Annotated in this window: 17 protein-coding genes; 7 read left to right on the forward strand and 10 right to left on the reverse strand. The window is 73.1% G+C overall.

What is annotated here, in order from left to right; all coding sequences use genetic code 11:
* The first annotated feature begins 243 nt into the window (after positions 1 to 243).
* Positions 244 to 1,839, forward strand: a complete 1,596-nt coding sequence (locus RM704_RS38185) for an alkaline phosphatase D family protein (RefSeq protein WP_033528995.1) — start codon at positions 244 to 246, stop codon at positions 1,837 to 1,839.
* 177 nt (positions 1,840 to 2,016) lie between these two features.
* Complete coding sequence (locus RM704_RS38190) at positions 2,017 to 3,300, forward strand: GNAT family N-acetyltransferase (protein WP_033528994.1); 1,284 nt, start codon at positions 2,017 to 2,019, stop codon at positions 3,298 to 3,300.
* Positions 3,301 to 3,379: 79 nt separating this feature from the next.
* Here RM704_RS38190 and RM704_RS38195 read toward each other — a convergent pair whose 3' ends face one another.
* Positions 3,380 to 4,591 (reverse strand): trans-sulfuration enzyme family protein, encoded by a 1,212-nt coding sequence (locus tag RM704_RS38195; protein WP_052146201.1) that lies wholly within the window; start codon positions 4,589 to 4,591, stop codon positions 3,380 to 3,382.
* A 60-nt stretch (positions 4,592 to 4,651) separates the two neighbouring features.
* Between RM704_RS38195 and RM704_RS38200 the strand changes: the two genes are divergently transcribed.
* Together RM704_RS38200 and RM704_RS38205 are read left to right on the forward strand one after the other, a co-directional pair.
* Positions 4,652 to 5,143 (forward strand): Lrp/AsnC family transcriptional regulator, encoded by a 492-nt coding sequence (locus RM704_RS38200; protein WP_033528993.1) that lies wholly within the window; start codon positions 4,652 to 4,654, stop codon positions 5,141 to 5,143.
* A 122-nt stretch (positions 5,144 to 5,265) separates the two neighbouring features.
* A complete protein-coding gene (locus RM704_RS38205) occupies positions 5,266 to 6,957 on the forward strand; it encodes a DUF885 domain-containing protein (RefSeq protein ID WP_033528992.1) in 1,692 nt (563 codons plus the stop codon).
* Positions 6,958 to 7,365: 408 nt separating this feature from the next.
* On the opposite strand, the gene RM704_RS38210 is transcribed toward RM704_RS38205, so the two are convergent.
* Positions 7,366 to 7,896 carry an immunity 21 family protein gene (locus RM704_RS38210; protein WP_033528991.1) on the reverse strand — a complete coding sequence of 177 codons (531 nt, stop codon included), beginning with the start codon at positions 7,894 to 7,896 and terminating at the stop codon, positions 7,366 to 7,368.
* A gap of 96 nt (positions 7,897 to 7,992) precedes the next feature.
* Positions 7,993 to 8,478, reverse strand: coding sequence for a rhodanese-like domain-containing protein (locus RM704_RS38215; RefSeq protein WP_033528990.1), 486 nt, complete (start codon positions 8,476 to 8,478; stop codon positions 7,993 to 7,995).
* A gap of 131 nt (positions 8,479 to 8,609) precedes the next feature.
* On the opposite strand from RM704_RS38215, the gene RM704_RS38220 reads away from it, so the two are divergent.
* Positions 8,610 to 9,065 carry an Lrp/AsnC family transcriptional regulator gene (locus RM704_RS38220; protein ID WP_033529105.1) on the forward strand — a complete coding sequence of 152 codons (456 nt, stop codon included), beginning with the start codon at positions 8,610 to 8,612 and terminating at the stop codon, positions 9,063 to 9,065.
* On the opposite strand, the gene RM704_RS38225 is transcribed toward RM704_RS38220, so the two are convergent.
* From RM704_RS38225 to RM704_RS38250, 6 genes are all read right to left on the reverse strand, one after another.
* The gene (locus tag RM704_RS38225) at positions 9,059 to 12,049 is read right to left on the reverse strand and encodes an AAA family ATPase (RefSeq protein WP_033528989.1); all 2,991 of its coding nucleotides are present in this window, start codon (positions 12,047 to 12,049) and stop codon (positions 9,059 to 9,061) included. The two genes, RM704_RS38220 and RM704_RS38225, sit on opposite strands and share 7 nt — an antisense overlap.
* Entirely contained in the window at positions 12,046 to 13,209 is a 1,164-nt protein-coding gene (locus tag RM704_RS38230; protein WP_033528988.1) for an exonuclease SbcCD subunit D, read from the reverse strand. Before RM704_RS38230 ends, RM704_RS38225 begins: the two co-directional genes overlap by 4 nt.
* A 264-nt stretch (positions 13,210 to 13,473) precedes the next feature.
* Positions 13,474 to 15,360, reverse strand: coding sequence for an ABC transporter ATP-binding protein (locus tag RM704_RS38235; RefSeq protein ID WP_033528987.1), 1,887 nt, complete (start codon positions 15,358 to 15,360; stop codon positions 13,474 to 13,476).
* Positions 15,361 to 15,483: 123 nt separating this feature from the next.
* A complete protein-coding gene (locus tag RM704_RS38240) occupies positions 15,484 to 16,110 on the reverse strand; it encodes a YigZ family protein (RefSeq protein ID WP_033528986.1) in 627 nt (208 codons plus the stop codon).
* Positions 16,111 to 16,190: 80 nt separating this feature from the next.
* On the reverse strand, positions 16,191 to 16,790 hold the full coding sequence (locus RM704_RS38245; RefSeq protein ID WP_052146194.1) for a SixA phosphatase family protein: 600 nt from the start codon (positions 16,788 to 16,790) through the stop codon (positions 16,191 to 16,193).
* Positions 16,787 to 17,539 carry a hypothetical protein gene (locus tag RM704_RS38250; protein ID WP_033529103.1) on the reverse strand — a complete coding sequence of 251 codons (753 nt, stop codon included), beginning with the start codon at positions 17,537 to 17,539 and terminating at the stop codon, positions 16,787 to 16,789. Before RM704_RS38250 ends, RM704_RS38245 begins: the two co-directional genes overlap by 4 nt.
* 231 nt (positions 17,540 to 17,770) lie before the next feature.
* Between RM704_RS38250 and RM704_RS38255 the strand changes: the two genes are divergently transcribed.
* Together RM704_RS38255 and RM704_RS38260 are read left to right on the forward strand one after the other, a co-directional pair.
* Complete coding sequence (locus RM704_RS38255) at positions 17,771 to 18,178, forward strand: CoA-binding protein (RefSeq protein WP_033528985.1); 408 nt, start codon at positions 17,771 to 17,773, stop codon at positions 18,176 to 18,178.
* Between the two features lie 157 nt (positions 18,179 to 18,335).
* A complete protein-coding gene (locus RM704_RS38260) occupies positions 18,336 to 19,037 on the forward strand; it encodes an ABC transporter ATP-binding protein (protein ID WP_033528984.1) in 702 nt (233 codons plus the stop codon).
* A 4-nt stretch (positions 19,038 to 19,041) separates the two neighbouring features.
* Here the strand turns inward: RM704_RS38260 and RM704_RS38265 are convergent, their stop codons facing one another.
* Positions 19,042 to 20,031, reverse strand: coding sequence for an ABC transporter ATP-binding protein (locus tag RM704_RS38265; RefSeq protein WP_033528983.1), 990 nt, complete (start codon positions 20,029 to 20,031; stop codon positions 19,042 to 19,044).
* Between the last annotated feature and the right edge of the window lie 10 nt (positions 20,032 to 20,041).

Raw genomic sequence — 20,041 nt, forward strand, 5'->3', positions numbered from 1 at the left:
CCCCTGGACAAAGCGGGGCTGCGCCCCGGCTTTCTCCAGGCCCGCAGGGCCTGGAGCTTTCAAGGGCGCGGGGAACTGCGCGAGAAGCCCCACCGGGCCCGCACCCGGCAACGCACTGGTCCCCGCGGTGTCGGCTTCCCCCTCGTCCCGCGTAGTTGTTCACTTGTCGTTTCCGTGCGCGCTGCGGCGTGCGCGTAGTTGTGGCTGTGCACATTGGCCGGATTCGTTGCTGGAGGCGCATTCATGTCACACCGTCCGCCGAGTTCCCTGCCCGGTCGCCGCAGCGTGCTGCGCGGCTCGTTCGCCGCGTCGGCGGCGTTGGCGCTGCCCGGTTCCGTCGCGCTCGGCTCGGCGCCCGCGCTGGCCCTCTCGGGGCGTCCCGAGGCGGGCTGGGGTGTGCAGGCCGGGGACGTGACGGCGCACTCCGGGCTGGTGTGGGTGCGGTCGGACCGTCCGGCGCGCATGATCGTCGAGACGTCCGCCACCGAGTCGTTCCGCCATCCGCGCAGATGGCACGGCCCGCTGCTGGACGCCGGCACCGACTTCACCGGTACGACGCGGCTGCGCGGGCTGCCCTCGGGCGAGCAGATCCACTACCGGGTGCTGCTCGCCGACCCGGACGACCCGCGCCGCACCGGGGAGCCGGTCACCGGGACGTTCCGTACGACGTCGCTGAAGCGCCGCTCCGGGGCACGGTTCGTGTGGTCGGGCGACCTGGCCGGGCAGGGCTGGGGCATCGAGCCGGACCGCGGCGGTTACCGGATCTTCGACGCGATGGGCGCGCTGGACCCGGACTTCTTCTTGTTCAGCGGTGACACCGTCTACGCGGACGGTCCCCTCTCGGCGACGGCGGCGCTCCCCGGCGGCGGCACCTGGCGGAACGTCACCACCGAGGAGAAGTCCAAGGTCGCGGAGACGCTCGCCGAGTTCCGGGGCAACTTCCGCTACAACCTGCTCGACGAGAACCTCAAGCGGTTCAACGCCCAAGTCCCCGCGATCGTGCAGTGGGACGATCACGAGGTCACCAACAACTGGTACCCGGGCGAGATCCTCACCGACACCCGGTACACCGAGAAGAGCGTGGACGTGTTGGCGGCGCGGGCGCGGCGGGCGTTCAGCGAGTACTTCCCGATCTCCACACTGCGGCCGGGCCCCCGGGAGGGCCGCGTGCACCGGGTGGTGCGCCACGGTCCCCTGCTGGACGTGTTCGTGCTGGACATGCGGACGTACCGCGACGCCAACTCGCCCGGTACGCAGACCACCGACCCGGTGGGCATTCTCGGAGCCGAGCAGTTGGAGTGGCTCAAGCGGGAGCTGTCACGGTCGCGTGCGGTGTGGAAGGTGATCGCCTCCGACATGCCGCTCGGCCTGGTCGTGCCCGACACCGGGGACGGCAAGCCGAACATCGAGGCCGTGGCGCAGGGCGACCCGGGCGCTCCGCTGGGGCGGGAGCTGCAGATCGCCGAGCTGCTGCGGTTCATCAAGCACCGCAAGGTCACCGGCACGGTGTGGCTGACGGCCGACGTGCACTACACCTCGGCGCAGCACTACCAGCCGTCGCGGGCCGCCTTCACCGACTTCGAGCCGTTCTGGGAGTTCGTCTCCGGCCCGCTGAACGCCGGTGCCTTCCCGGCGAACGCGCTGGACGGCACCTTCGGCCCCGAGCGGGTCTTCGTCAAGGCGCCGACCACGGCGAACGTGTCTCCGGCGGGGGGCTACCAGTTCTTCGGCGAGGTCGACATCGACGGCCACAGCGGGGAGCTGACGGTCCGGCTGCGGGAGCAGGACGGGACCGTGCTGTACACGAAGGTGCTCCAGCCGGGTCTCGTCGGGCAGTGACCCGACGGGAGGCCTCCGCGCTGGTCTGACCTCCCCGGTCATCGCTGGCATCGGTTTCGACAGCCTCGGTCATAGAAAAAGCAACAAAAGGTGCGGAACGATGCTTTTACCGGTCAGTCACAAAGCGTTCGTGATCACGCAACACCGTTCGTTCACAGTGGCCACATGACTCAGGACATGACTGACGTGACCCGGGCGGGCAACGGCCGCCCCCCGCACCACCGACTGCGCTCCGTCACGGCCGGGTTCCGTGGCTGGTGGGAACGGCGCCACGGTCACGCGCCGCCGACGAGCGATACCGACGCCCGGCCGCCGCTCCCCGAAGGGCGGCAGGCCGGGCCGTCGGAGGCGGTCCTTCCGGTGGTCTCCGGTGTGACCCTGATGTGGCGCATGCGGACGACCGTGAAGGACCAGCCGGGTTCGCTGGCCGCGCTGTGCACGGCGCTCGCGGCACTCAGGGTCGACATCCTGAGCCTGCAGACGCACCCCCTGGCCGAAGGCACGGTGGACGAGTTCCTGCTGAGGGCGCCCGAGGAACTGTCGGCCTCCGAGATCGGCCGGGCCGTGGCGGAGTCGGGCGGCACCGGGACCTGGATCGAGCGCGGCGACGCCCACGACCTGGTGGACGCGCCGACCAGGATCCTCGCCCTGGCCACGCGCACGGCACTGGACGCGGCGGAACTGCCGCTCGCGCTGCGGCAGTTGCTCGGCCGCTGCACCATCCGCTCGCTGCCCGCCACCGCTCCCGGCTCCGGCCGGGCCCAGGAGGGCGTCCCGGTCGAGGGGGCCCTGGAGGACACGGTGATGCGGCTGCGAGCACCGGAGGGTGGGGTGATCACGGTGGAGCGGCCGTATCTGCCGTTCACGCCGACCGAGTTCGCCCGGGCGCGGGCTCTGGTGGAGCTGGACGCGCGGCTCGGGCCCCGCATCCCGCGCAGCCACGACGTCCTGACCCTGCCGGAGGGCAACGACATCACGGTGCGCCGCGCGGACGCCGGCGACCTGCGGGCGGCGAAGGCGATGCACGAGCGGTGCTCCGCACGCACCCTCACCATGCGGTACCACGGGCCCGTGGGTGACGCCGACCGGTACCTCAAGCACCTGCTCAGCCCGCGCTTCGGGCGGACGCTCGCCGTGCAGACGGCCTCGGGGCGCCTCGTCGGGCTGGGACACCTCCTCTGGGACGGGGACGAGACCGAGATCGCGCTGCTCGTCGAGGACGAGTGGCAGCGGCGGGGCATCGGCAGTGAGCTGCTTCGCCGGCTGGTGGAGATGGCGGCCGAGACGGGCTGCGAGAACGTGTACGTGGTGACGCAGTCGTCCAACACGGGGATGGTCGCGGCGATGCGGGGTCTTGAGCTGCCGCTCGACTACCAGATCGAGGAGGGGACGCTGGTGATCACCGCGCGGTTGTCCGAGGTGGGGGTCGTCGAAGCGGTGGAGGGCCGGAGCAAGGGGTGACGGGTGGGTCGGGTGCGGTGGGCGGGGGCAGCCCCCGGCCACCTGGCCCGCCCCCAGCCACCTGGCTCGCCCCGGCGGCCTAGCGGGCGGCCGCCTCGGCCGTGATCCGTTCGCCCGGTGTGCCGGCGATCCGGTCCCCCAGCGCACCGTCCAGGTCCGCCCACAGGTCCTCGATGTCCTCCAGGCCCACCGACATCCGCAGGAGCCGGTCGCTCACCCCGGCACCGCGGCGGTCCGTCTCCTCCACGATGCGGTGACTGATCGAGGCCGGGTGCTGGATGAGCGTGTCCACGCTGCCGAGGCTCACCGCCGGGGTGATGAGGCGGACGGCGGCGATGACGTCGTGGGGGTCGCCGTGGACCTCGAAGGCGATCATGGCGCCGCCGATGCGCGGATAGTGGACGCGGGCGACGCGCGGGTCGGCGGCGAGGCGGCGGACGAGTTCGGCGGCGGTCGCGGAGGCCGCCCGGACGCGGACCGGGAGCGTCGACAGGCCCCGCAGAAGGAGGTATCCGGCGAGCGGGTGCAGGACGCCGCCGGTGGCGAAGCGGACCTGCCGGAGCCGTCCGGCGAACTCCTCGTCGCAGGCCACGACCCCGGCCATGACGTCCCCGTGCCCGCCGAGATACTTGGTGGCACTGTGCAGGACGAGCCGGGCGCCCTGTTCGACGGGGCGCTGCAGGACGGGCGTGGCGAAGGTGTTGTCCGCGAGGAGCGGGACCGAGCCGCAGGCGTGCGCGAGGGCCCGCAGGTCGAGTTCGGCGAGGGTCGGGTTGGCCGGGGACTCGACGAGGACCAGACCCGTGTCGGGGCGCAGCGCGTCCGCGACGCCGGCCGGGTCGACCCAGGTGACCTCGGTGCCGAGCAGCCCGGCCGTGAGGAGATGGTCGCTGCAGCCGTACAGGGGCCGTACGGCGACGACGTGCCGCAGGCCCATCGAGGCGCGGACGAGGAGGACGGCGCTGAGAGCGGCCATACCGCTGGCGAAGGCGACCGCGCTCTCGGTGCCTTCGAGACGGGCGAGGGCGGTCTCGAATCGGGCGACGGTCGGATTGCCGAGCCGTCCGTAGATCGGCGGGCCCTCCGGCTGGGCGCCGTCACCGGCGAAGGCGTCGATACGGGCGGCCTCGCCCCGGCTGTCGTACGAGGGGTAGGTGGTCGACAGGTCGATCGGCGGGGCGTGCAGGCCCTGGCGCGCGAGGTCGTCGCGGCCGGCGTGCACCGCCTCGGTGGCGAGTGCTCTCGGCGTGGTGCGTGCGTGATCGTACGCGTGCGTGCTCGCTGAGTTCATGGACGTCAGGGTGAACATCGACCGGACGTCGGCGTTCGAACACCGTGCTACGTTCGAACAATGGCCGATTCCGTCGTACTCGATCCGGTGGACCTCCATCTGCTGCGGCTGTTGCAGAACGACGCCCGGACGACGTACCGGGACCTGGCGGCGCAGGTCGGGGTCGCGCCGTCCACCTGTCTGGACCGGGTGACACGGCTGCGCCGTGCGGGCGTGATCCTCGGCCATCAGCTACGGCTGGATCCGGCCAAGCTCGGGCGGGGGCTGGAGGCGTTGCTGTCGGTGCAGGTCCGGCCGCACCGGCGGGAGTTGGTGGGGCCGTTCGTGGAGCGGATCCGGGCCCTGCCGGAGTCGCGGACCGTGTATCACCTCACCGGACCGGACGACTATCTGGTGCATGTCGCGGTGGCGGACATGGCGGATCTGCAGCGCCTGGTCCTCGACGAGTTCACGTCACAGCGCGAGGTCGCACGGGTGGAGACCCGGTTGATCTTCCAGCAGTGGGAGTGCGGGCCCCTGCTGCCGCCGGACGCGGACCGGCCCTCGCCCTGAACCGGCGAACGCCGACCGGCCTCGCACGCTGATCACGCCCTGAGCGGAATCCGGCCGACGTAAGGCCCAAGCGCCCGTTAAGCAGCTGACGCCGCCCCCGCGGCCGTACCAAGATTGTCGGCATGTCTGACACCAAGAGCCCGCTGCCCCGTGAGGTCGCCGACGCGTATGTCGACGACCTCATCGCCCTCGACCCCGTGACCGGTACGTATCTGGGCGTGAAGGAGAGTTCCAGCAAGTTGCCGGACACCTCGCCGGCCGGTCAGGAGGCTCGTGCGGAGCTGATCCGGACGACACTCGCGCGGCTCGACGAGGCGGAGCGGCGACCGGGCGCGGACAGTGACGCCGAGCGGCGGTGTGCGCGCCTGCTGCGGGAGCGGCTGACGGCGGAGCTGGCCGTGCACGAGGCCGAGGAGGGGCTGCGCGCCGTCGGCAACATGGTCACGCCGCCGCACGAGGTGCGTGAGGTGTTCACGATCACCCCGGCGGAGACCGAGGAGGACTGGGCGGCCATCGCCGAGCGGCTGCGCGCGGTGCCGACGGCCTACGCCGGGTACCGCGAGTCCCTGGCGCTCGGGCTGGAGCGGAAGCTGTACGCGGGCCCCCGTCCGACCGCGACCTTCATCGGCCAGCTCACCGAGTGGGCGGACACGGACGGTTCGGGGCGCGGCTGGTTCGAGGACTTCGCCTCGGCGGGCCCCGCGTCGCTGCGGGCCGAGCTGGACGAGGCGGCTCGCGGCGCGACCCGGGCCGTGGTGGAGCTGCGCGACTGGATGCGTGACGTGTACGCCCCGGCGGTGCAGGGGGCGCCGGACACGGTCGGCCGGGAGCGCTACGGCAGGCTGGTGCGCTACTTCACGGGCTCGGACCTGGACCTCGACGAGGCGTACGCGTACGGCTGGGCGGAGTTCCACCGGCTGCTCGGTGAGATGCGGCAGGAGGCCGCGAAGATCCTGCCCGGCGCCGAGACGCCATGGGTGGCGCTGGCGCACCTGGACGAGCACGGCCGGCACATCGAGGGCGTCGACGAGGTCCGCGCGTGGCTGCAGTCGCTGATGGACGAGGCGATCGAGGCGCTGGACGGCACCCACTTCGACCTCGCCGAGCCGGTGCGCAAGGTCGAGTCCTGCATCGCCCCGCCCGGCGGCGCGGCGGCGCCGTACTACTCGGCCCCGACCGAGGACTTCTCCCGCCCGGGCCGCACCTGGCTGCCGACGATGGGGGCGACCCGCTTCCCGGTGTACGACCTGGTCTCCACCTGGTACCACGAGGGCGTTCCCGGCCACCATCTCCAGCTCGCCCAGTGGGTGTACGTCAAGGACGACCTGTCCCGCTACCAGGCCACGATCGGCGGGGTCAGCGCCAACGCCGAGGGCTGGGCGCTGTACGCGGAGCGGCTCATGGACGAGCTGGGCTTCCTCAAGGACGCGGAGGAGCGGCTGGGCTATCTGGACGCGCAGATGATGCGCGCGGCCCGGGTCATCGTCGACATCGGTATGCACCTGGAACTGGAGATCCCGGCTGACTCGCCGTTCCACCCGGGCGAGCGCTGGACCGTGGATCTGGCCCAGGAGTTCTTCGGCGCCCACAGCAGCCGTCCGGCGGACTTCGTGGAGAGCGAGCTGACGCGCTATCTGACGATGCCGGGCCAGGCCATCGGCTACAAGCTCGGCGAGCGGGCCTGGCTGCTGGGCCGCGAGAACGCCCAGCGGCGCCACGGCGAGGCCTTCGACGCCAAGGCGTGGCACATGGCCGCGCTGTCCCAGGGCTCCCTGGGCCTGGACGACCTGGTGGACGAGCTGTCCCGGTTGTGATCCGGGCAGGCCGGTCCCCCGCCGTTCGACGGCGGGGGACCGGCCGCCGCGCCGGCTTCGGCGGCGGGGAGTCCCGCGCCGTGCCGCAGCTTCCACGCCGCACCGCAGAGGGCCCGCGCCGCACCGGAGACCCCGTGCGCGGCGGACAGAGCCACGCCACACCAGCGTTCTCCCGCCGCACCGGAGACCCCGCGCCACACCGGAGACCCCGCGCGCGGCGGACAGAGCCACGCCACACCAGCGTTCTCGCGCCGCACCGGAGACCCCGCGCGCCCGGCCGGAATAGCCCGGCCGGAGAGCCCGCTCCAACCCGCTCCCTGGCCGGAGGCCAGCCGCCCCGCCGGAGGCCTCACTGCCCGGCCGGGTTCGCCCCTCCCGGCCAGAGGTCTGGCCTCCCGGCCGGAGGCCTCACATGGCGGCCAGCGGTCTCACCCGGACCAGGCCGAGCCACGTCTCCGGGCTCGTCCAGACCTGGGCCGCGCTGATCCCGTACGGGCCGGGAGCCAGCTCCACCCGTACATGGTCCGTCTCCCGCAGCGACCTGCCGGGCCAGACGGCGTCGAGGAGGACGACCGACCCCGGCACCCGCCAGCGCAGCTCCGGCTCCCAGGCCGCGGTGTCGAGCGCCGCCGGAACGCCCGCGAGGAGCTCGGTCTCGGAGTCGCCCGCGTAACAGCGGACGAAGGTGCCGTACTCGGGCAGATACGTGGTGGACGCGGGTTCGTCGCCGAGGACCAGAGCGCGGGTGTCACCGACCGGCAGCAGGCCGACGTGTCCCTCCACCTCGCAGGCCCGGTCGTAGTCCGAGGACGTCTCGTCGCCGTCGGCGCCTGCCCAGAACGGCAGCACCGCCTCCGGTATCGCTATGAGCGGTCCACCGCTCGACTCCACCCACCGCACCACATCGGGCACCACCGCCGCGTCCGCGTATCCAGCCATGCCCAGAAGCTACACGGCGTCGGGCGGGCCCAACTCGCCACCCCCACACGCTTCTTGACAGATTGTCAGCAACGGGGGTCCGGCGCCGGCAACGGTTCAGCAACCGCAGTCCCCGGCGTCCACGGGCGCGGTCAGCGGGTCGGCCGCGCGCCGCGCCTCGCCCTCCCAGGTCTCGTACGCGAAGCCCTCGCGCGCCCAGTACTCGAAGCCGCCGAGCATCTCCTTGACCTGGAAACCGAGGTCGGCGAGGGCCAGGGCGGCGCGGGTCGCGCCGTTGCAGCCGGGGCCCCAGCAGTAGGTGACGACCGGCACGGACTTGTCGAGCAGCCGCTCGGCCTGCTCGGGGATGAAGGCGGTGGGGAGGTGGACCGCGCCCGGGACGTGGCCCTGGTCCCAGGCCGCGGTGGAGCGGGAGTCGAGGACCACGAAGCCGGGGTCGCCGTCGGCGGCGAGGGCGGCGGCCACGTCGGAGACGTCGGCGTGGAAGACGAGGCTTGCCCGGAAGTACGCGGCGGCCTCGGCCGGGGCGGCGGGGGCGACACGCAGGACGGGGTTGACGGCGGATGCGTCGGCGACGGTCATGAGCTGGCCTTTCCCTCGGGGAAGCCCTTGTTTCCCTCACCGGAAATCTACGACGGGTGATCACCGCCCTGAAGGGGCGATCCACGGCCCGGACCTTGATCGGCCGGGGATTCCCCTGCTATCCATCCGGCATGGCCACGAATTCCCCGTATCTGCCCGATGCCACCGACTGGCGCATCCTGGAGGTCCTCCAGCGCGAGGGCCGGGCCAGTTTCGCCGAGCTCGCCCGCGCCGTGTCGATGTCGGCGAGCGCCGTCACCGAGCGGGTGCGGCGGCTGGAGGAGGCGGGCGTGATCCAGGGCTACGCGGCCGTCGTGGACCCGGAGCGGCTGGGGCTGCCGATCCTGGCGTTCGTCCGCCTGCGGTACCCCCACGGGAACTACAAGCCGTTCCACGACCTGGTGGCCGTCACGCCCGAGATCCTGGAGGCGCACCACGTCACGGGCGACGACTGTTTCGTGATCAAGGTCGCGGCCCGTTCGATGCGCCATCTGGAGGAGGTGTCGGGCAGGATCGGCGCACTCGGTTCGGTGACGACGAGCGTCGTCTACTCCTCACCGCTGCCCCGGCGCCCGCTGGGTCACTGACCGCGCTGCCGCACGACCGATCCCGTCCGGTCCTTCACGACCTCCAACTGCGCGTGGACCCGCCTGCGCAGGTCGGCGACGTGACTGACGATGCCGACACTGCGGTCGCGTTCGCGCAGCGCGTCGAGGACGTCCAGGACCTCGTCGAGGGTCTGGTCGTCGAGGCTGCCGAACCCCTCGTCGATGAAGAGGGTGTCGAGCCGTACGCCGCCCGCCTCGTCGGTGACGACGTCGGCCAGGCCGAGGGCGAGCGCGAGGGAGGCGAAGAACGTCTCCCCGCCGGAGAGCGTGGCCGTGTCCCGCTCCCGCCCCGTCCAGGCGTCGACGACATGCAGTCCGAGACCGCTGCGACCGCGTCCGGCCCGGTCGTCGGAGTGGACGAGGGTGTAGCGGCCGGAGGACATCCGCTGGAGCCGTGCGGTCGCGGCGGCGGCGACCTGTTCCAGACGGGCGGCGAGGACGTACGCCTCCAGGCGCATCCGGCGCTCGTTGTCGGCGGAGGTGCCGGCCGCGAGACCCGCCATCCGGGCCACCCGGTCGTACTCCTCGCGCAGCGGTGCCAACCCGCGCACGGAGACGGCGGCCCGCGCGGACAGCCGGTCGAGTTCGGTGCGGCGCCGCTCGGCGGCGTCCCACGCGGAGACCGCGTCCTGGAGACGCCGGGTGGCGGCTCCGGCCTCCCGTTCGGCGGTCGCGAGGTCGGCGGGCGGCTGCTCGGCCGCGGCGGCCGTCTCGGCCTCGGCGAGCACCGCCCGTACGGCCGCCTCCTCCGACTGCCAGGCGTCGAGGCGGTGTTGGAGATCGCGGTGGGCGGCGTCGTCTAGCACGGCCGCGGCCGCGTCCCGTGGCGTGTCGAACCCGGCGCGGAACGCCGCGTCGGCGAGGCGCGCGTCGGCGTCCTTCAGGCGCTGCGCGGTGTCGTCGGCCACTCGGGCGGCCTCGGCGGCCCCACCGAGCTTCGCGGCCCACGCCTCCAGCCGCCCGGCCAGCTCGGCCACGCTCTCGGCGTCACCCCGGGCCTGTGTCAACTCGGCCTCCAGGGTGGCTCGTTCCCGCGCCAGCGTGTCGCGCCGGGTCTCGCGGGACGCGGCCCTGACCGCCGCCTCCTGCCGTGCGGCGGCCCGCCGGTCGCGCTCCTGCTCGGCGTGCAGCAGCGCCTCCTGGGCGGGGTGGAGGTCGACGGCGCCCCGCCGGGCCCGCGTGTGCTCCCGCTCCAGCTCCGCCGCCGCCTCCGCGAGCCGCTCGGTCGGCGCGTCGCCCGCCTCGGCACTCGCGGCGGCCAACGCCCGCTGCGCGAGACCCAGTTGCCGCTCCGCGTCGGCCCGCTCCTCGTCGGCCCGCTGGAACGCGGCGAGCGCCTCCTCCTCCGCCTCCCGGTCGACATGCCCTGCGACCTTCTGGGCGGGTTCGGGGTGTTCCGTGCCGCCGCAGACGGCGCACGGCTGCCCCTCGACGAGTCCTGCGGCCAGCTCCGCCGCGATCCCCGACAGCCGCTGTTCCTTGAGGTCCAGCCAGTGGGTGCGGGCCCGCGCCGCCCGCTCGGCCAGCCGGAGCACCCGCGCCTGGGCCGCGTCGGTGTCGCGGCCGAGCTGGTCGCGCTGACGGGCGGCGGCGAGCCGCTGCTCGGCGGGTTCCCGCCGCACGGCGAGCTGTTCGGCGCGGGCGGCGGCCTCCTGCGCGGACTCGATACGGCTCTGCAGGGCGGCCCGGGTGGACTCCCACTCGGCGAGCCAGCCCTCGGCGTCCTGCAGGACGCCCTCGTCCGCCCGCTCCTCGCTGTCCAACTCGGTCTGCTCGGTGCGGAGTACGGCGAGCCGCCGCTCGGCACGACGGGCCGACTCCAGCGCCCCCAGCTCCTCCGAGGCCCGACGGGCGGCGGCGGCGAGTCCGGCGGCACCCGCGTCGGCGTACGCTCCGTCCAGGCGCGCTCGGGCGTCCTCCTCATCCGCCCTCGCCCGCCGGTGCTCGGCCTCGGCCGCGTCCCGCAGCTCCAGCGCCGGGACCACGGCCTCCGCCTTGCGGGCGCGCTCCATCCGCGCCCGGTCCTGCCGATGGGCGTCCGCTCTCTCCTCCAGCCGTGCGGCCCGCTCCCGGGCCTCCGCGAACCGCCGTTGCAGCCGCGCCCGTTCGCGTACGTCGTCCAGGACGCGGTCGGCCGCGGCCCGGGCCGACTCGGCCGCCGCCCGCGCGCAGTGGGCGATGGTGAGCCGTTCCCGGGCGGTGCTGCGGGCCACGGCGGCCCAGGCGAGGACCGCGTCGGCGAGACCGGGGTCCCCGGGCGCCAGCTCGGGCAGGTCGGGGGCGTCACCGGCCGCCTGCTGCATCCGGTGGGCGTCGGCGAGCAGGGCCGCGTCGCCCTCGCGCACCCGGGCCTCGGTCTCCCGGCGGCGGTCGGCGAGCCGCTTCTCGACGGCGGCGAAGTGGTGGGTGTCGAAGAGGCGGCCGAGGAGCCGCCCGCGCGCCTCTGCGTCGGCACGCAGGAACCGCGCGAAGTCGCCCTGCGGCAACAGCACGACCTGGCAGAACTGTTCCCGGCTCATCCCCAGGACCTGGGTGATCTCCTCGCCGATCTCCTGGTGGGAGCGGCTGAGGTCCTTCCAGGAGCCGGCGACCGCGTCGTACTCGCGCAGCCAGCTCTGCGCCTTCTCGACCGTGGTGCCCGTGCCGCGTTTCTTGGGCCGCTCCCAGGGGGGCTGCCGGGTGATCTCCAACCGGCGTCCGGCGACGGTGAGTTCGAGGCGGACCTCGGTGCGGGTCGAGGGCGCCGCGTGGTCGCTGCGCAGGTTCATGCCCTGGCCGCTCTGCCGGGCGCCCGGCACCGAGCCGTACAGCGCGTAGCAGACGGCGTCCAGGACGGAGGTCTTGCCGGCGCCGGTCGGGCCGTGCAGCAGGAAGAGTCCGGCGGCCGAGAGGTCGTCGAAGTCGACGGACTCGGTGCCGCCGAAGGGGCCGAAGGCGGCGATGTCGAGCCGGTGGAGTCTCATCGGGCGACCTCCCGGACCGTCTCGTCGGCCCGTACGGCGTCGAACGCGTCCCTGAGCACGGTCTGTTCGTGTTCGTCGGGGCCGGTCCCGCGGACGTGGGCCACGAAGTCCTCGGCGATCTGCTGGTCGTCCCGGCCGGCGAGGCGCCGGGCGTAGGAGACGTCCGGGTCGCCGGGGGCTCGTTCGGGGTCGAAGACGAGGCTGAGCGTGTGCGGGAAGCGTTCGCAGAGCCGGGCCATGGGCTCGGCCGGCCGGACGGGGTCGGTCAGGGTGGCCTCGACCCATGCCTCCTCGTGCCGGGCCAGGTCCGGATCGGCCAGCAGGTCGTCCAACCGCCCTCGGATCCGGGCGAGGGGGCGTGGCACGGGGCAGTCGATCCGCTCGGCGTCGACCGAACCGTCGGCGCCGAGGTCCACCAGCCACATGCTCTTGCGGTGGTCGGCCTCGGAGAAGGAGTACGGCAGCGGTGAACCCGAGTAGCGCACGCGGTCGGTGAGGGTCTGGCTGCCGTGCAGATGCCCCAGCGCGACGTAGTCGACGCCGTCGAAGACACCGGCGGGCACGGAGGAGACGCCGCCGACCGAGATGTCCCGCTCGCTGTCGCTGGGTTCGCCGCCGGTGACGAAGGCATGGGCGAGAACGACGGAACGGGTGCCCGTCGGCCGGGTGGCGAGGTCGGCCCGGACGCGGTCCATGGCGGCGGCGAGCACCGATTCGTGGCCCGCCTTCTCGACCCCGAACTCGTCCTTCACGAGGGCGGGTTCGAGGTACGGCAGCCCGTAGAAGGCGACGTCGCCGTGGGCGTCCGACAGCAGTACGGGGGTCCCGGCGGCCGAGGCCGACGTCCGCAGATGGATGCCGGCCCGGTCGATGAGGCCCGCCGCGACACCGAGCCGTCGCGCCGAGTCGTGGTTCCCGGAGATCATCACCGTGGGCACGCCCAGCTCGGCCAGGCGGTGCAGGGCGTCGTCGAAGAGCTCGACCGCGGCCAGCGGCGGCACCGCCCGGTCGTACACGTCCCCGGCCACGACCACCGCGTCGACATCGCGCTCTCGCACCGTCGCGACCAGACGACCGATGAACTCGGCCTGCGCGCCGAGCATGTTCACCCGGTGGAACGTCCGACCCAGATGCCAGTCGGAGGTGTGCAGAATTCTCAAGAAACTGCTCCGACCTGCATGCATCCCCCTATTTCACCCGTGGACCCGGCACCGGACCGATGCGGCCCCGCTCTCAGCACCGACCACGCTAACGCCTGTCGGCACCTGCTCCGTCACGGACCTCGGCGCGCCGACGCCCACCACCGGCCGGTGCCACCCCACCACCGGCCGGTGCCACCCCACGACCGGCCGGCACCGGGAACGCACCGCGGAGCCCCACCCGGTACGGATGGGGCTCCCACTGGCTCCTGGTCGGGCTCGCTCTCAGCTCCCTGTCGGCGCCGGGCCGGCCGGTGCGGGCAGGCCACCGAGACCGGCTCCCCCGACCGTTCCCGCGAGGTCGGTCTCCGCGCTCTCGGCGCTCTCGACGAGGAAGCCGCCCGACTGGTGCTGCCACAGCTTGGCGTAGGCGCCGTTCGCGGTGAGCAGTTCCTCGTGGGTGCCCTGTTCGACGACGTTCCCGCGGTCGAGGACGACGAGACGGTCCATGCCGGCGACGGTGCTCAGACGGTGGGCGACCACGAGGGCCGTCCGCCCGTCCATCAGCCGCCACAGGGCGTCCTGGACGAGGATCTCGCTCTCCGAGTCCAGCGCGCTGGTCGCCTCGTCGAGGAGCAGGACAGGGGCGTCGCGCAGGATGGCCCGGGCGAGCGCGACGCGCTGGCGCTGGCCGCCCGAGAGTTTCACCCCCCGCTCCCCCACCAGCGTGGCGAATCCGTCGGGGAGTTGGCCGACGAACTCCGTGACGTGCGCGGCCTCGGCCGCCGCACGGATCTCCTCGTCGGTGGCGCCGGGCCGGGCGAAGGCGATGTTGTCCCGCAGGCTGCGGTGGAACATGGCGGGTTCCTGCGGGACGTAGGCGATCAGCGAGCGCAGATCGGTCTGGCGCAGCCGGCTGATGTCCTGCCCGCCGATGAGGATGCGTCCGTCGTCGATGTCCGACATCCGCAGCAGGAGCCGGGTGAGTGTGGTCTTTCCGCCGCCGGACCTGCCGACCAGACCGATGCGCGCGCCCGCGGGCACGTCCAGGTCGAGTCCCTGGAAGATCGGCTTCGCGCCCGCGTGGGCGAAGGTCACCGCCTCGAAGCGGACGCCCGTGTCGCGCGGGGCGAGAGGTTCGGGATCCGTCGGGTCGAGCACCGTGGGCGGATCCAGCAGCAGCTCGGTGAACTGCGCGGCCTCGGTCATCGAGCTTTCCAGACGCCGGTAGATCTGGTTGAACTCGAACATGATCTGGGTCGCGTTGGAGTAGTAGGTGAAGGCGACGACGACCTCCTCCACTCCCCGGCCCGAGCCCCCGAAGGCGATGGCGACCAACAGCCCCAGCACGTTGGTCAGGACGGACATGGGGGCGATCAGGGTGTCGACGCGCAGATTGCCGTAGTCCCACGACCGCAGCGTCAGGCGCCGGGAATCCGCGACACGGCTGCGGTGCTCCTCGGCCTCCCGCCGCTCGGCCGCGAACGCCCGGATGGTCTCCATGTTCACGAGGCTGTCGGCGACATGGCCGGAGACCCGGGCGACCGCCGCCTCACGGTCGTTGACGAGCCGCTGCCGGCGACGGATCAGCGGTGTCGCGGCCACCACGGTCACCGCGATCATCAGCAGGAGGCCGACGACGAGCATCGGTTCGTAGCTCCACAGCACCACGGCCCCGAACAGCAGGGGGACGACACTGCCCACGATCCGGTAGGTCAGCGTGTCGACGAAGTCCTCGAAGCGCTTGCCGAAGCTCAGCACCCGCTTGGTCAGGGAGCCGGCGAAGTTGTCGTGGAAGAACGCCGCGTCCTTGGCGAGGAGTTCGTCCATGCCGCTCACGTACAGGTGCTCCATACCGAGGGCGTCCACACGGTTCAGGCAGTGCTGCCCGACCCGCCACACGGCCTCGGCGAGCAGCAGCGTCACACCGAAGCCCAGCACGTACGGCAGTGCCGAACTGAGGGTGAGACCGCCCTCGTCAGCGGCCTGACCTGCCAGTTTGGCGATCAGCAGGGGGGCGACGTAGCGGATGCCGATGTTGCCCACGGCCGGCAGCAGCAGCGCGGGCAGGGCCAGTCGTCGTTGGCGCAGCAGTTCCCGACCGTAGCGGCGCAGGGCCAGAACGACCGCGCTCCTGCCCGGCGTCGACCCTCGCGTATCTGTAGTCCCCATCACACTCCCGGAGTTAGGAAGTCGGAAGTGTCCCGTCGACGGAGGGTCTCAGTCCACATATTTAACGCGGACCGGCGAGAATCGGACACCGTCGCACTCAGGGGGCACAAGGGGTGTTTTCGCTCACCCGTTCCCGTAGGCCTCGCCGCCGAGTTCGAACCCGGCGGTGCCCGCGGTGGCGTCGGCGAGCCAGGCGCGGAAGGTGTCCACGTCGGCGTCGGGCAGCCCGATCTCGATGGTGACTGCCTCGCCGTAGCGCACGTCACGGACCTCGCGCCCCGTGGACCGCAGGTCGTTCTGCACCTTGCCGGCGCGCTGGTGGTCGACGGTCACCGTGGCCAGCCGGAAGCGCCGGCGCGTGATGGTGCCGAGCGTGTCCAGCGCCTCGCCCACGGCTCCGCCGTACGCCCTGATGAGGCCGCCCGCCCCCAGCTTGACCCCGCCGTAGTACCGGGTGACGACGGCGACGACGTACCGCATGTCCCGTCGCAGCAGCATCTGGAGCATCGGGACGCCGGCGGTGCCGCCGGGCTCCCCGTCGTCACCGGCCCTCTGGACGGCCGCATCGGCGCCGACGACGTAGGCGAAACAGTTGTGCGTGGCGTCGGCGTGCTCCCTGCGGACGGCCGCGACGAAGTCCTGCGCCTCCCGCTCGGTGGCCGCCGGGGCGAGCGCGCACAGGAAGCGCGAGCGGTTGACCTCGGTCTCGTGCACTCCCGCGCGGGCGACGGTGCGGTACTCGTCCTGCATCCGGCCAGCCTATGCGCAGGCCGGCGCGGGCCGGCACGAGGCGTCGGACCGGGGCGCGCGTGGTGCCCTGCGCGAGCCGCTCAGGCGCCCTTCGTGCCCCGCTCGCCCTTCGCGCCCCGCTTGCCGTGCTTGCCCTCGGCTTGCTTCTCGCCCCTGGCCACGATCATGTCCGTCAGCAGGGCCGTGCCCGGGGCGAGTGCGGCCCAGGTCTCGCCGTGCCAGGAGAGAAAGGCCATCGCCGAGGTGGGGAACTTGACGCGCACCTCGTCCAGCGCGTCGTCCAGGGCGTCTCCGGCGAGGTCGAGGACGAGTTCCTCCAGACCCGGGTTGTGGCCGACGAGCAGCAGCGTCCTCACCCGGTCGGGGGTCTCGCGCACCACGTCCAGCAACTCGGACACCTCGGCCGCGTACACCCGCGCGTCGTACCGTACGGGCGGCGGGGTGCCCCACTCCGCGGCGGTCAGTTCCCACGTCTGACGTGCCCGTACGGCCGTGGAGCACACGGCGAGGTCGGGCAGACTGTCCGCCTCGGCGAGGGCGCGCCCGGCGGCGGGGGCGTCGCGGCGGCCCCTCGGTGCCAGGGGCCGCTCGTGGTCGCGGACGCCCAGCGGCCAGGCGGACTTGGCGTGCCGCAGGACGATCAGTCTGCGCAGCGGGCCTGCTCCGGCGCGCACCATCATGCCGATGCTCCGATCTGACGGGTGAGCTCCAGTCCGAGGAGCCGGTCGGCGTAGGCGTACGTCTCGAACCGGGCCCCGTCCGGTACGTCCCGCGCGGCCTCCACGTCCCGCAGGACGTCGAGCACCGCGCGTACGTCCAGATCGTCCTCCCAGGCGGCGCGCAAGGCCTGCCGTACGGGCTCGGGAACCGGCTGTGACGGTCGCGTCGCCCACGCGGCCACCGCCGTGCGCCAGTGGTCGAGGGCGTCGGCGGCCTCCTTGAGCGCGGCCGCGTCGAGGGTCACGGGGGTCCGGCGGGGATGGGTGAGCAGGGCGAGCCGGAGGGTGGTGCCCGACGCGGCCGGCGCCTCGGCGCCGTGCACCGGGGCGACCTCGACCGTGACGTCGGTGTCGGCGGGCCCATGGAGGCCGTCGGCGCGCCCGGCACCGTCGGCGTCGCCGTGCTCGCCGGGCCTCGGCCCCGACTCCCCCGAGCCGGTCACGCGCAAGACCCGCCCGCCGCCTCTCGCAGCGGTGGTCTCGCTCGGCCGGACGCCCAGGTCGTCGGCGCGCCGCCGCAGCGCGGCCGGCGGGTCGGCGACGAGGAGGACGGGGCTCCCACCCAGCTCCAGGGCACGGGCGAGGACGTCGGCGACCAGCAGGACCCGCAGGGCCGAGATGTCGTCCCCCGGCACATGGGCGTGGACCCTGGTGAGCGCCCTGGGGATCTCGGCGGGTTCGCCGGTCCGGGCGTCGGTGATACGCAGCACGGGGTGAGCGTAGGCGCGGAACCGGCCGAACGCAGTGCGGAGGACGGCCTTCCGGTCAGCGAGCCGCCGTGAACGCACCCGTGAGGGTGCCCGGCGCCGGGAATCGCCGGACTTCGCACGCTGTTGGCGCAGGCGGGCCCCGCCACCGGGCGCTCCCGCACCGGCAGACGGACAGACAGGCCGACGGACAGACAGACCTGCGGCCAGGCAGACGGACTGAGGAGACGACACATGTACGGCGAACCGGCCACGATCCGCAAGATCCTGACGGAACTCGGCGACACCTGGGCGGTCGTCGGCCTGTCCACCAACCGCGACCGGGCCGCGTACGGCGTCGCCCAGGTCCTCCAGCGCTACGGCAAGCGCGTCGTCCCCGTGCACCCCAAGGCCGAGCCGGTCCACGGCGAACAGGGCTACGCCTCCCTCTCCGACATCCCCTTCCCCGTGGACGTCGTCGACGTCTTCGTCAACAGCGACCTCGCCGGGCCCGTCGCCGACGAGGCGGCCCGCATCGGTGCCCGGGCGGTCTGGTTCCAGCTGGGTGTGATCGACGAAGAGGCCTACCACCGCACCCGCGAGGCCGGCCTCGACATGGTCATGGACCGCTGCCCGGCGATCGAGATCCCCCGCCTGAGCTGACGGCGCACGGCGCAGAACCGGAGCGCACGGCGCCGGACCGGAGCGCACGTGCCCGCGTGGGAGAACGGAAAAGCGCGTGGCGCCTCGTGCTTGGCCGGGTGTTCGGCCGGGTGACACACTGGTGCGCTGCGGAATCGGCGGAGCATACGGGGGCGTGATGGGCCAGGCGGTGACCGCGGCCATGCTGCGGGTGGCGGACGTGCACAAGTCGTACGGCCGGGGCGCCGGCGCCGTTCATGCCCTGCGTGGTGTCTCCTTCGAGGTCCCTCGGGGAGAACTCGTCGCGCTCAAAGGACGCTCGGGCTCGGGCAAGACCACCCTGCTCAACATCGTCGGCGGTCTGGACGAACCGGACAGCGGACACGTCACCGTCGACGGGCTGCGCCTGCGCGACCAGGGTGAGGACGCCCTCCTCGCGCTGCGCCGGGAGCGCATCGGCTTCGTCTTCCAGTCGTTCGGGCTCATCCCCATCCTCACGGCGGCCGAGAACGTGGGCGTACCCCTGCGGTTGCGCAGGGCGGACCCGCGCGAGCGGCGCGAGCGCGTCGAGCTGCTGCTGTCCCTCGTGGGGCTCGCGGACCATGCCGCGCAGCGCCCCGGCGAGTTGTCGGGCGGGCAGCGCCAGCGGGTCGCCATCGCCCGCGCCCTGGCCAACAGCCCCTCGATCCTCATCGCCGACGAGCCGACCGGCCAGCTGGACGCCGAGACCGGGCACTCCGTGATGGAACTGCTGCGCGCGGTCGTCCGCAGCGAACGGATCACGGCTCTCGTGGCCACCCATGACACGACACTCCTCGACCTCGCCGACCGTGTGCTGGAGCTGAGGGACGGCGAGATCACCGAGCCGGAAGTGCCCTAGGCCCCTAGCGGCGTTCCTCGGCGGAGCCCGGGCCGTGGCGGTCGTCGCGGGCGTCGTCCGGGCGGACGGCGATGTGGTCGGGTTCCAGTTCCAGGGCGACGCGGTCGCGCATCCCCAGCGCGCGGGTGTACTCGGCGGGGAGTTGGAGGCGGCCGGCCCGGTCGAGCATGGCGTACTCGCGGGCGACCAGGTTCTCCTCGCCGGTGGCGGAGTCGACTTCGCTGTGGCGCAGGACCTCCGTCGCCGTGCGGCCGTCCCGGATGGCGACCGTACGGCGGACCTCACCGGCGACGGACTGGTCGTGGGTGACGATCACGATGGTGGTGCCCAGCTCCTCGTTGGCGGTGCGGAACGCGGCGAAGACCTGTTCGGCGGTGTGGGAGTCGAGTTCGCCGGTGGGCTCGTCGGCGAGCAGGACCGCGGGGTCGTTGGCGAGGGCGACGGCGAGGGCGACGCGCTGCTGCTGGCCGCCGGACATCTCGTGCGGCCGGCGGTCGCGGCACTCGGCGACGTCCAGCAGGTCGAGAAGTTCCATGGCGCGGTCGGCCCGCGCCTTGCGTCGGCCTCCGGCGCGGGCCAACTGCAGGGGCAGGGCGACGTTCTGCGTGGCGGTGAGATAGGGCAGGAGATTGTGGGAGGTCTGCTGCCGGACGAAGCCGACGGTCTTGCGCCGGTAGGCGAGTCGTTCCTTGGCGGACATCGTGACCAGGTCGTGGTCGGCGACGCGGGTCGCGCCGGCGGTGGGTCTGTCCAGTCCGGCCAGGATGTTCATGAGGGTGGACTTGCCGCTGCCGGAGGCGCCGACCAGAGCCAGCAGCTCGCCCTCGCGCACGAGGAGATCGAGGCCCTGCAGGGCCTGGACCTCCACGCCGTCGGCGGTGAAGATCCGTACCAGCCGGTCGCAGCTGATCAGGGCGTCCTGACCGTAGGCGGCGGCGTCCCGCGCGGCGCGGGCGCGGTCGGCGAGTTCGTGGAAGGTCGGGCTGCTGGTCATCGGCTGCTCC

The organism is Streptomyces gottesmaniae (genome assembly GCF_031845845.1).
Taxonomy (GTDB): domain Bacteria; phylum Actinomycetota; class Actinomycetes; order Streptomycetales; family Streptomycetaceae; genus Streptomyces; species Streptomyces akebiae.

Excerpts from the sequence above, each read along its gene's own strand:
- RM704_RS38185 (WP_033528995.1), top strand. The coding sequence starts at position 244 with ATGTCACACCGTCCGCCGAGTTCCCTGCCCGGTCGCCGCAGCGTGCTG.
- RM704_RS38190 (WP_033528994.1), top strand. The coding sequence starts at position 2,017 with ATGACTGACGTGACCCGGGCGGGCAACGGCCGCCCCCCGCACCACCGA.
- RM704_RS38195 (WP_052146201.1), bottom strand. The coding sequence starts at position 4,591 with ATGAACTCAGCGAGCACGCACGCGTACGATCACGCACGCACCACGCCG.
- RM704_RS38200 (WP_033528993.1), top strand. The coding sequence starts at position 4,652 with ATGGCCGATTCCGTCGTACTCGATCCGGTGGACCTCCATCTGCTGCGG.
- RM704_RS38205 (WP_033528992.1), top strand. The coding sequence starts at position 5,266 with ATGTCTGACACCAAGAGCCCGCTGCCCCGTGAGGTCGCCGACGCGTAT.
- RM704_RS38210 (WP_033528991.1), bottom strand. The coding sequence starts at position 7,896 with ATGGCTGGATACGCGGACGCGGCGGTGGTGCCCGATGTGGTGCGGTGG.
- RM704_RS38215 (WP_033528990.1), bottom strand. The coding sequence starts at position 8,478 with ATGACCGTCGCCGACGCATCCGCCGTCAACCCCGTCCTGCGTGTCGCC.
- RM704_RS38220 (WP_033529105.1), top strand. The coding sequence starts at position 8,610 with ATGGCCACGAATTCCCCGTATCTGCCCGATGCCACCGACTGGCGCATC.
- RM704_RS38225 (WP_033528989.1), bottom strand. The coding sequence starts at position 12,049 with ATGAGACTCCACCGGCTCGACATCGCCGCCTTCGGCCCCTTCGGCGGC.
- RM704_RS38235 (WP_033528987.1), bottom strand. The coding sequence starts at position 15,360 with ATGGGGACTACAGATACGCGAGGGTCGACGCCGGGCAGGAGCGCGGTC.
- RM704_RS38240 (WP_033528986.1), bottom strand. The coding sequence starts at position 16,110 with ATGCAGGACGAGTACCGCACCGTCGCCCGCGCGGGAGTGCACGAGACC.
- RM704_RS38245 (WP_052146194.1), bottom strand. The coding sequence starts at position 16,790 with ATGATGGTGCGCGCCGGAGCAGGCCCGCTGCGCAGACTGATCGTCCTG.
- RM704_RS38255 (WP_033528985.1), top strand. The coding sequence starts at position 17,771 with ATGTACGGCGAACCGGCCACGATCCGCAAGATCCTGACGGAACTCGGC.
- RM704_RS38260 (WP_033528984.1), top strand. The coding sequence starts at position 18,336 with ATGGGCCAGGCGGTGACCGCGGCCATGCTGCGGGTGGCGGACGTGCAC.
- RM704_RS38265 (WP_033528983.1), bottom strand. The coding sequence starts at position 20,031 with ATGACCAGCAGCCCGACCTTCCACGAACTCGCCGACCGCGCCCGCGCC.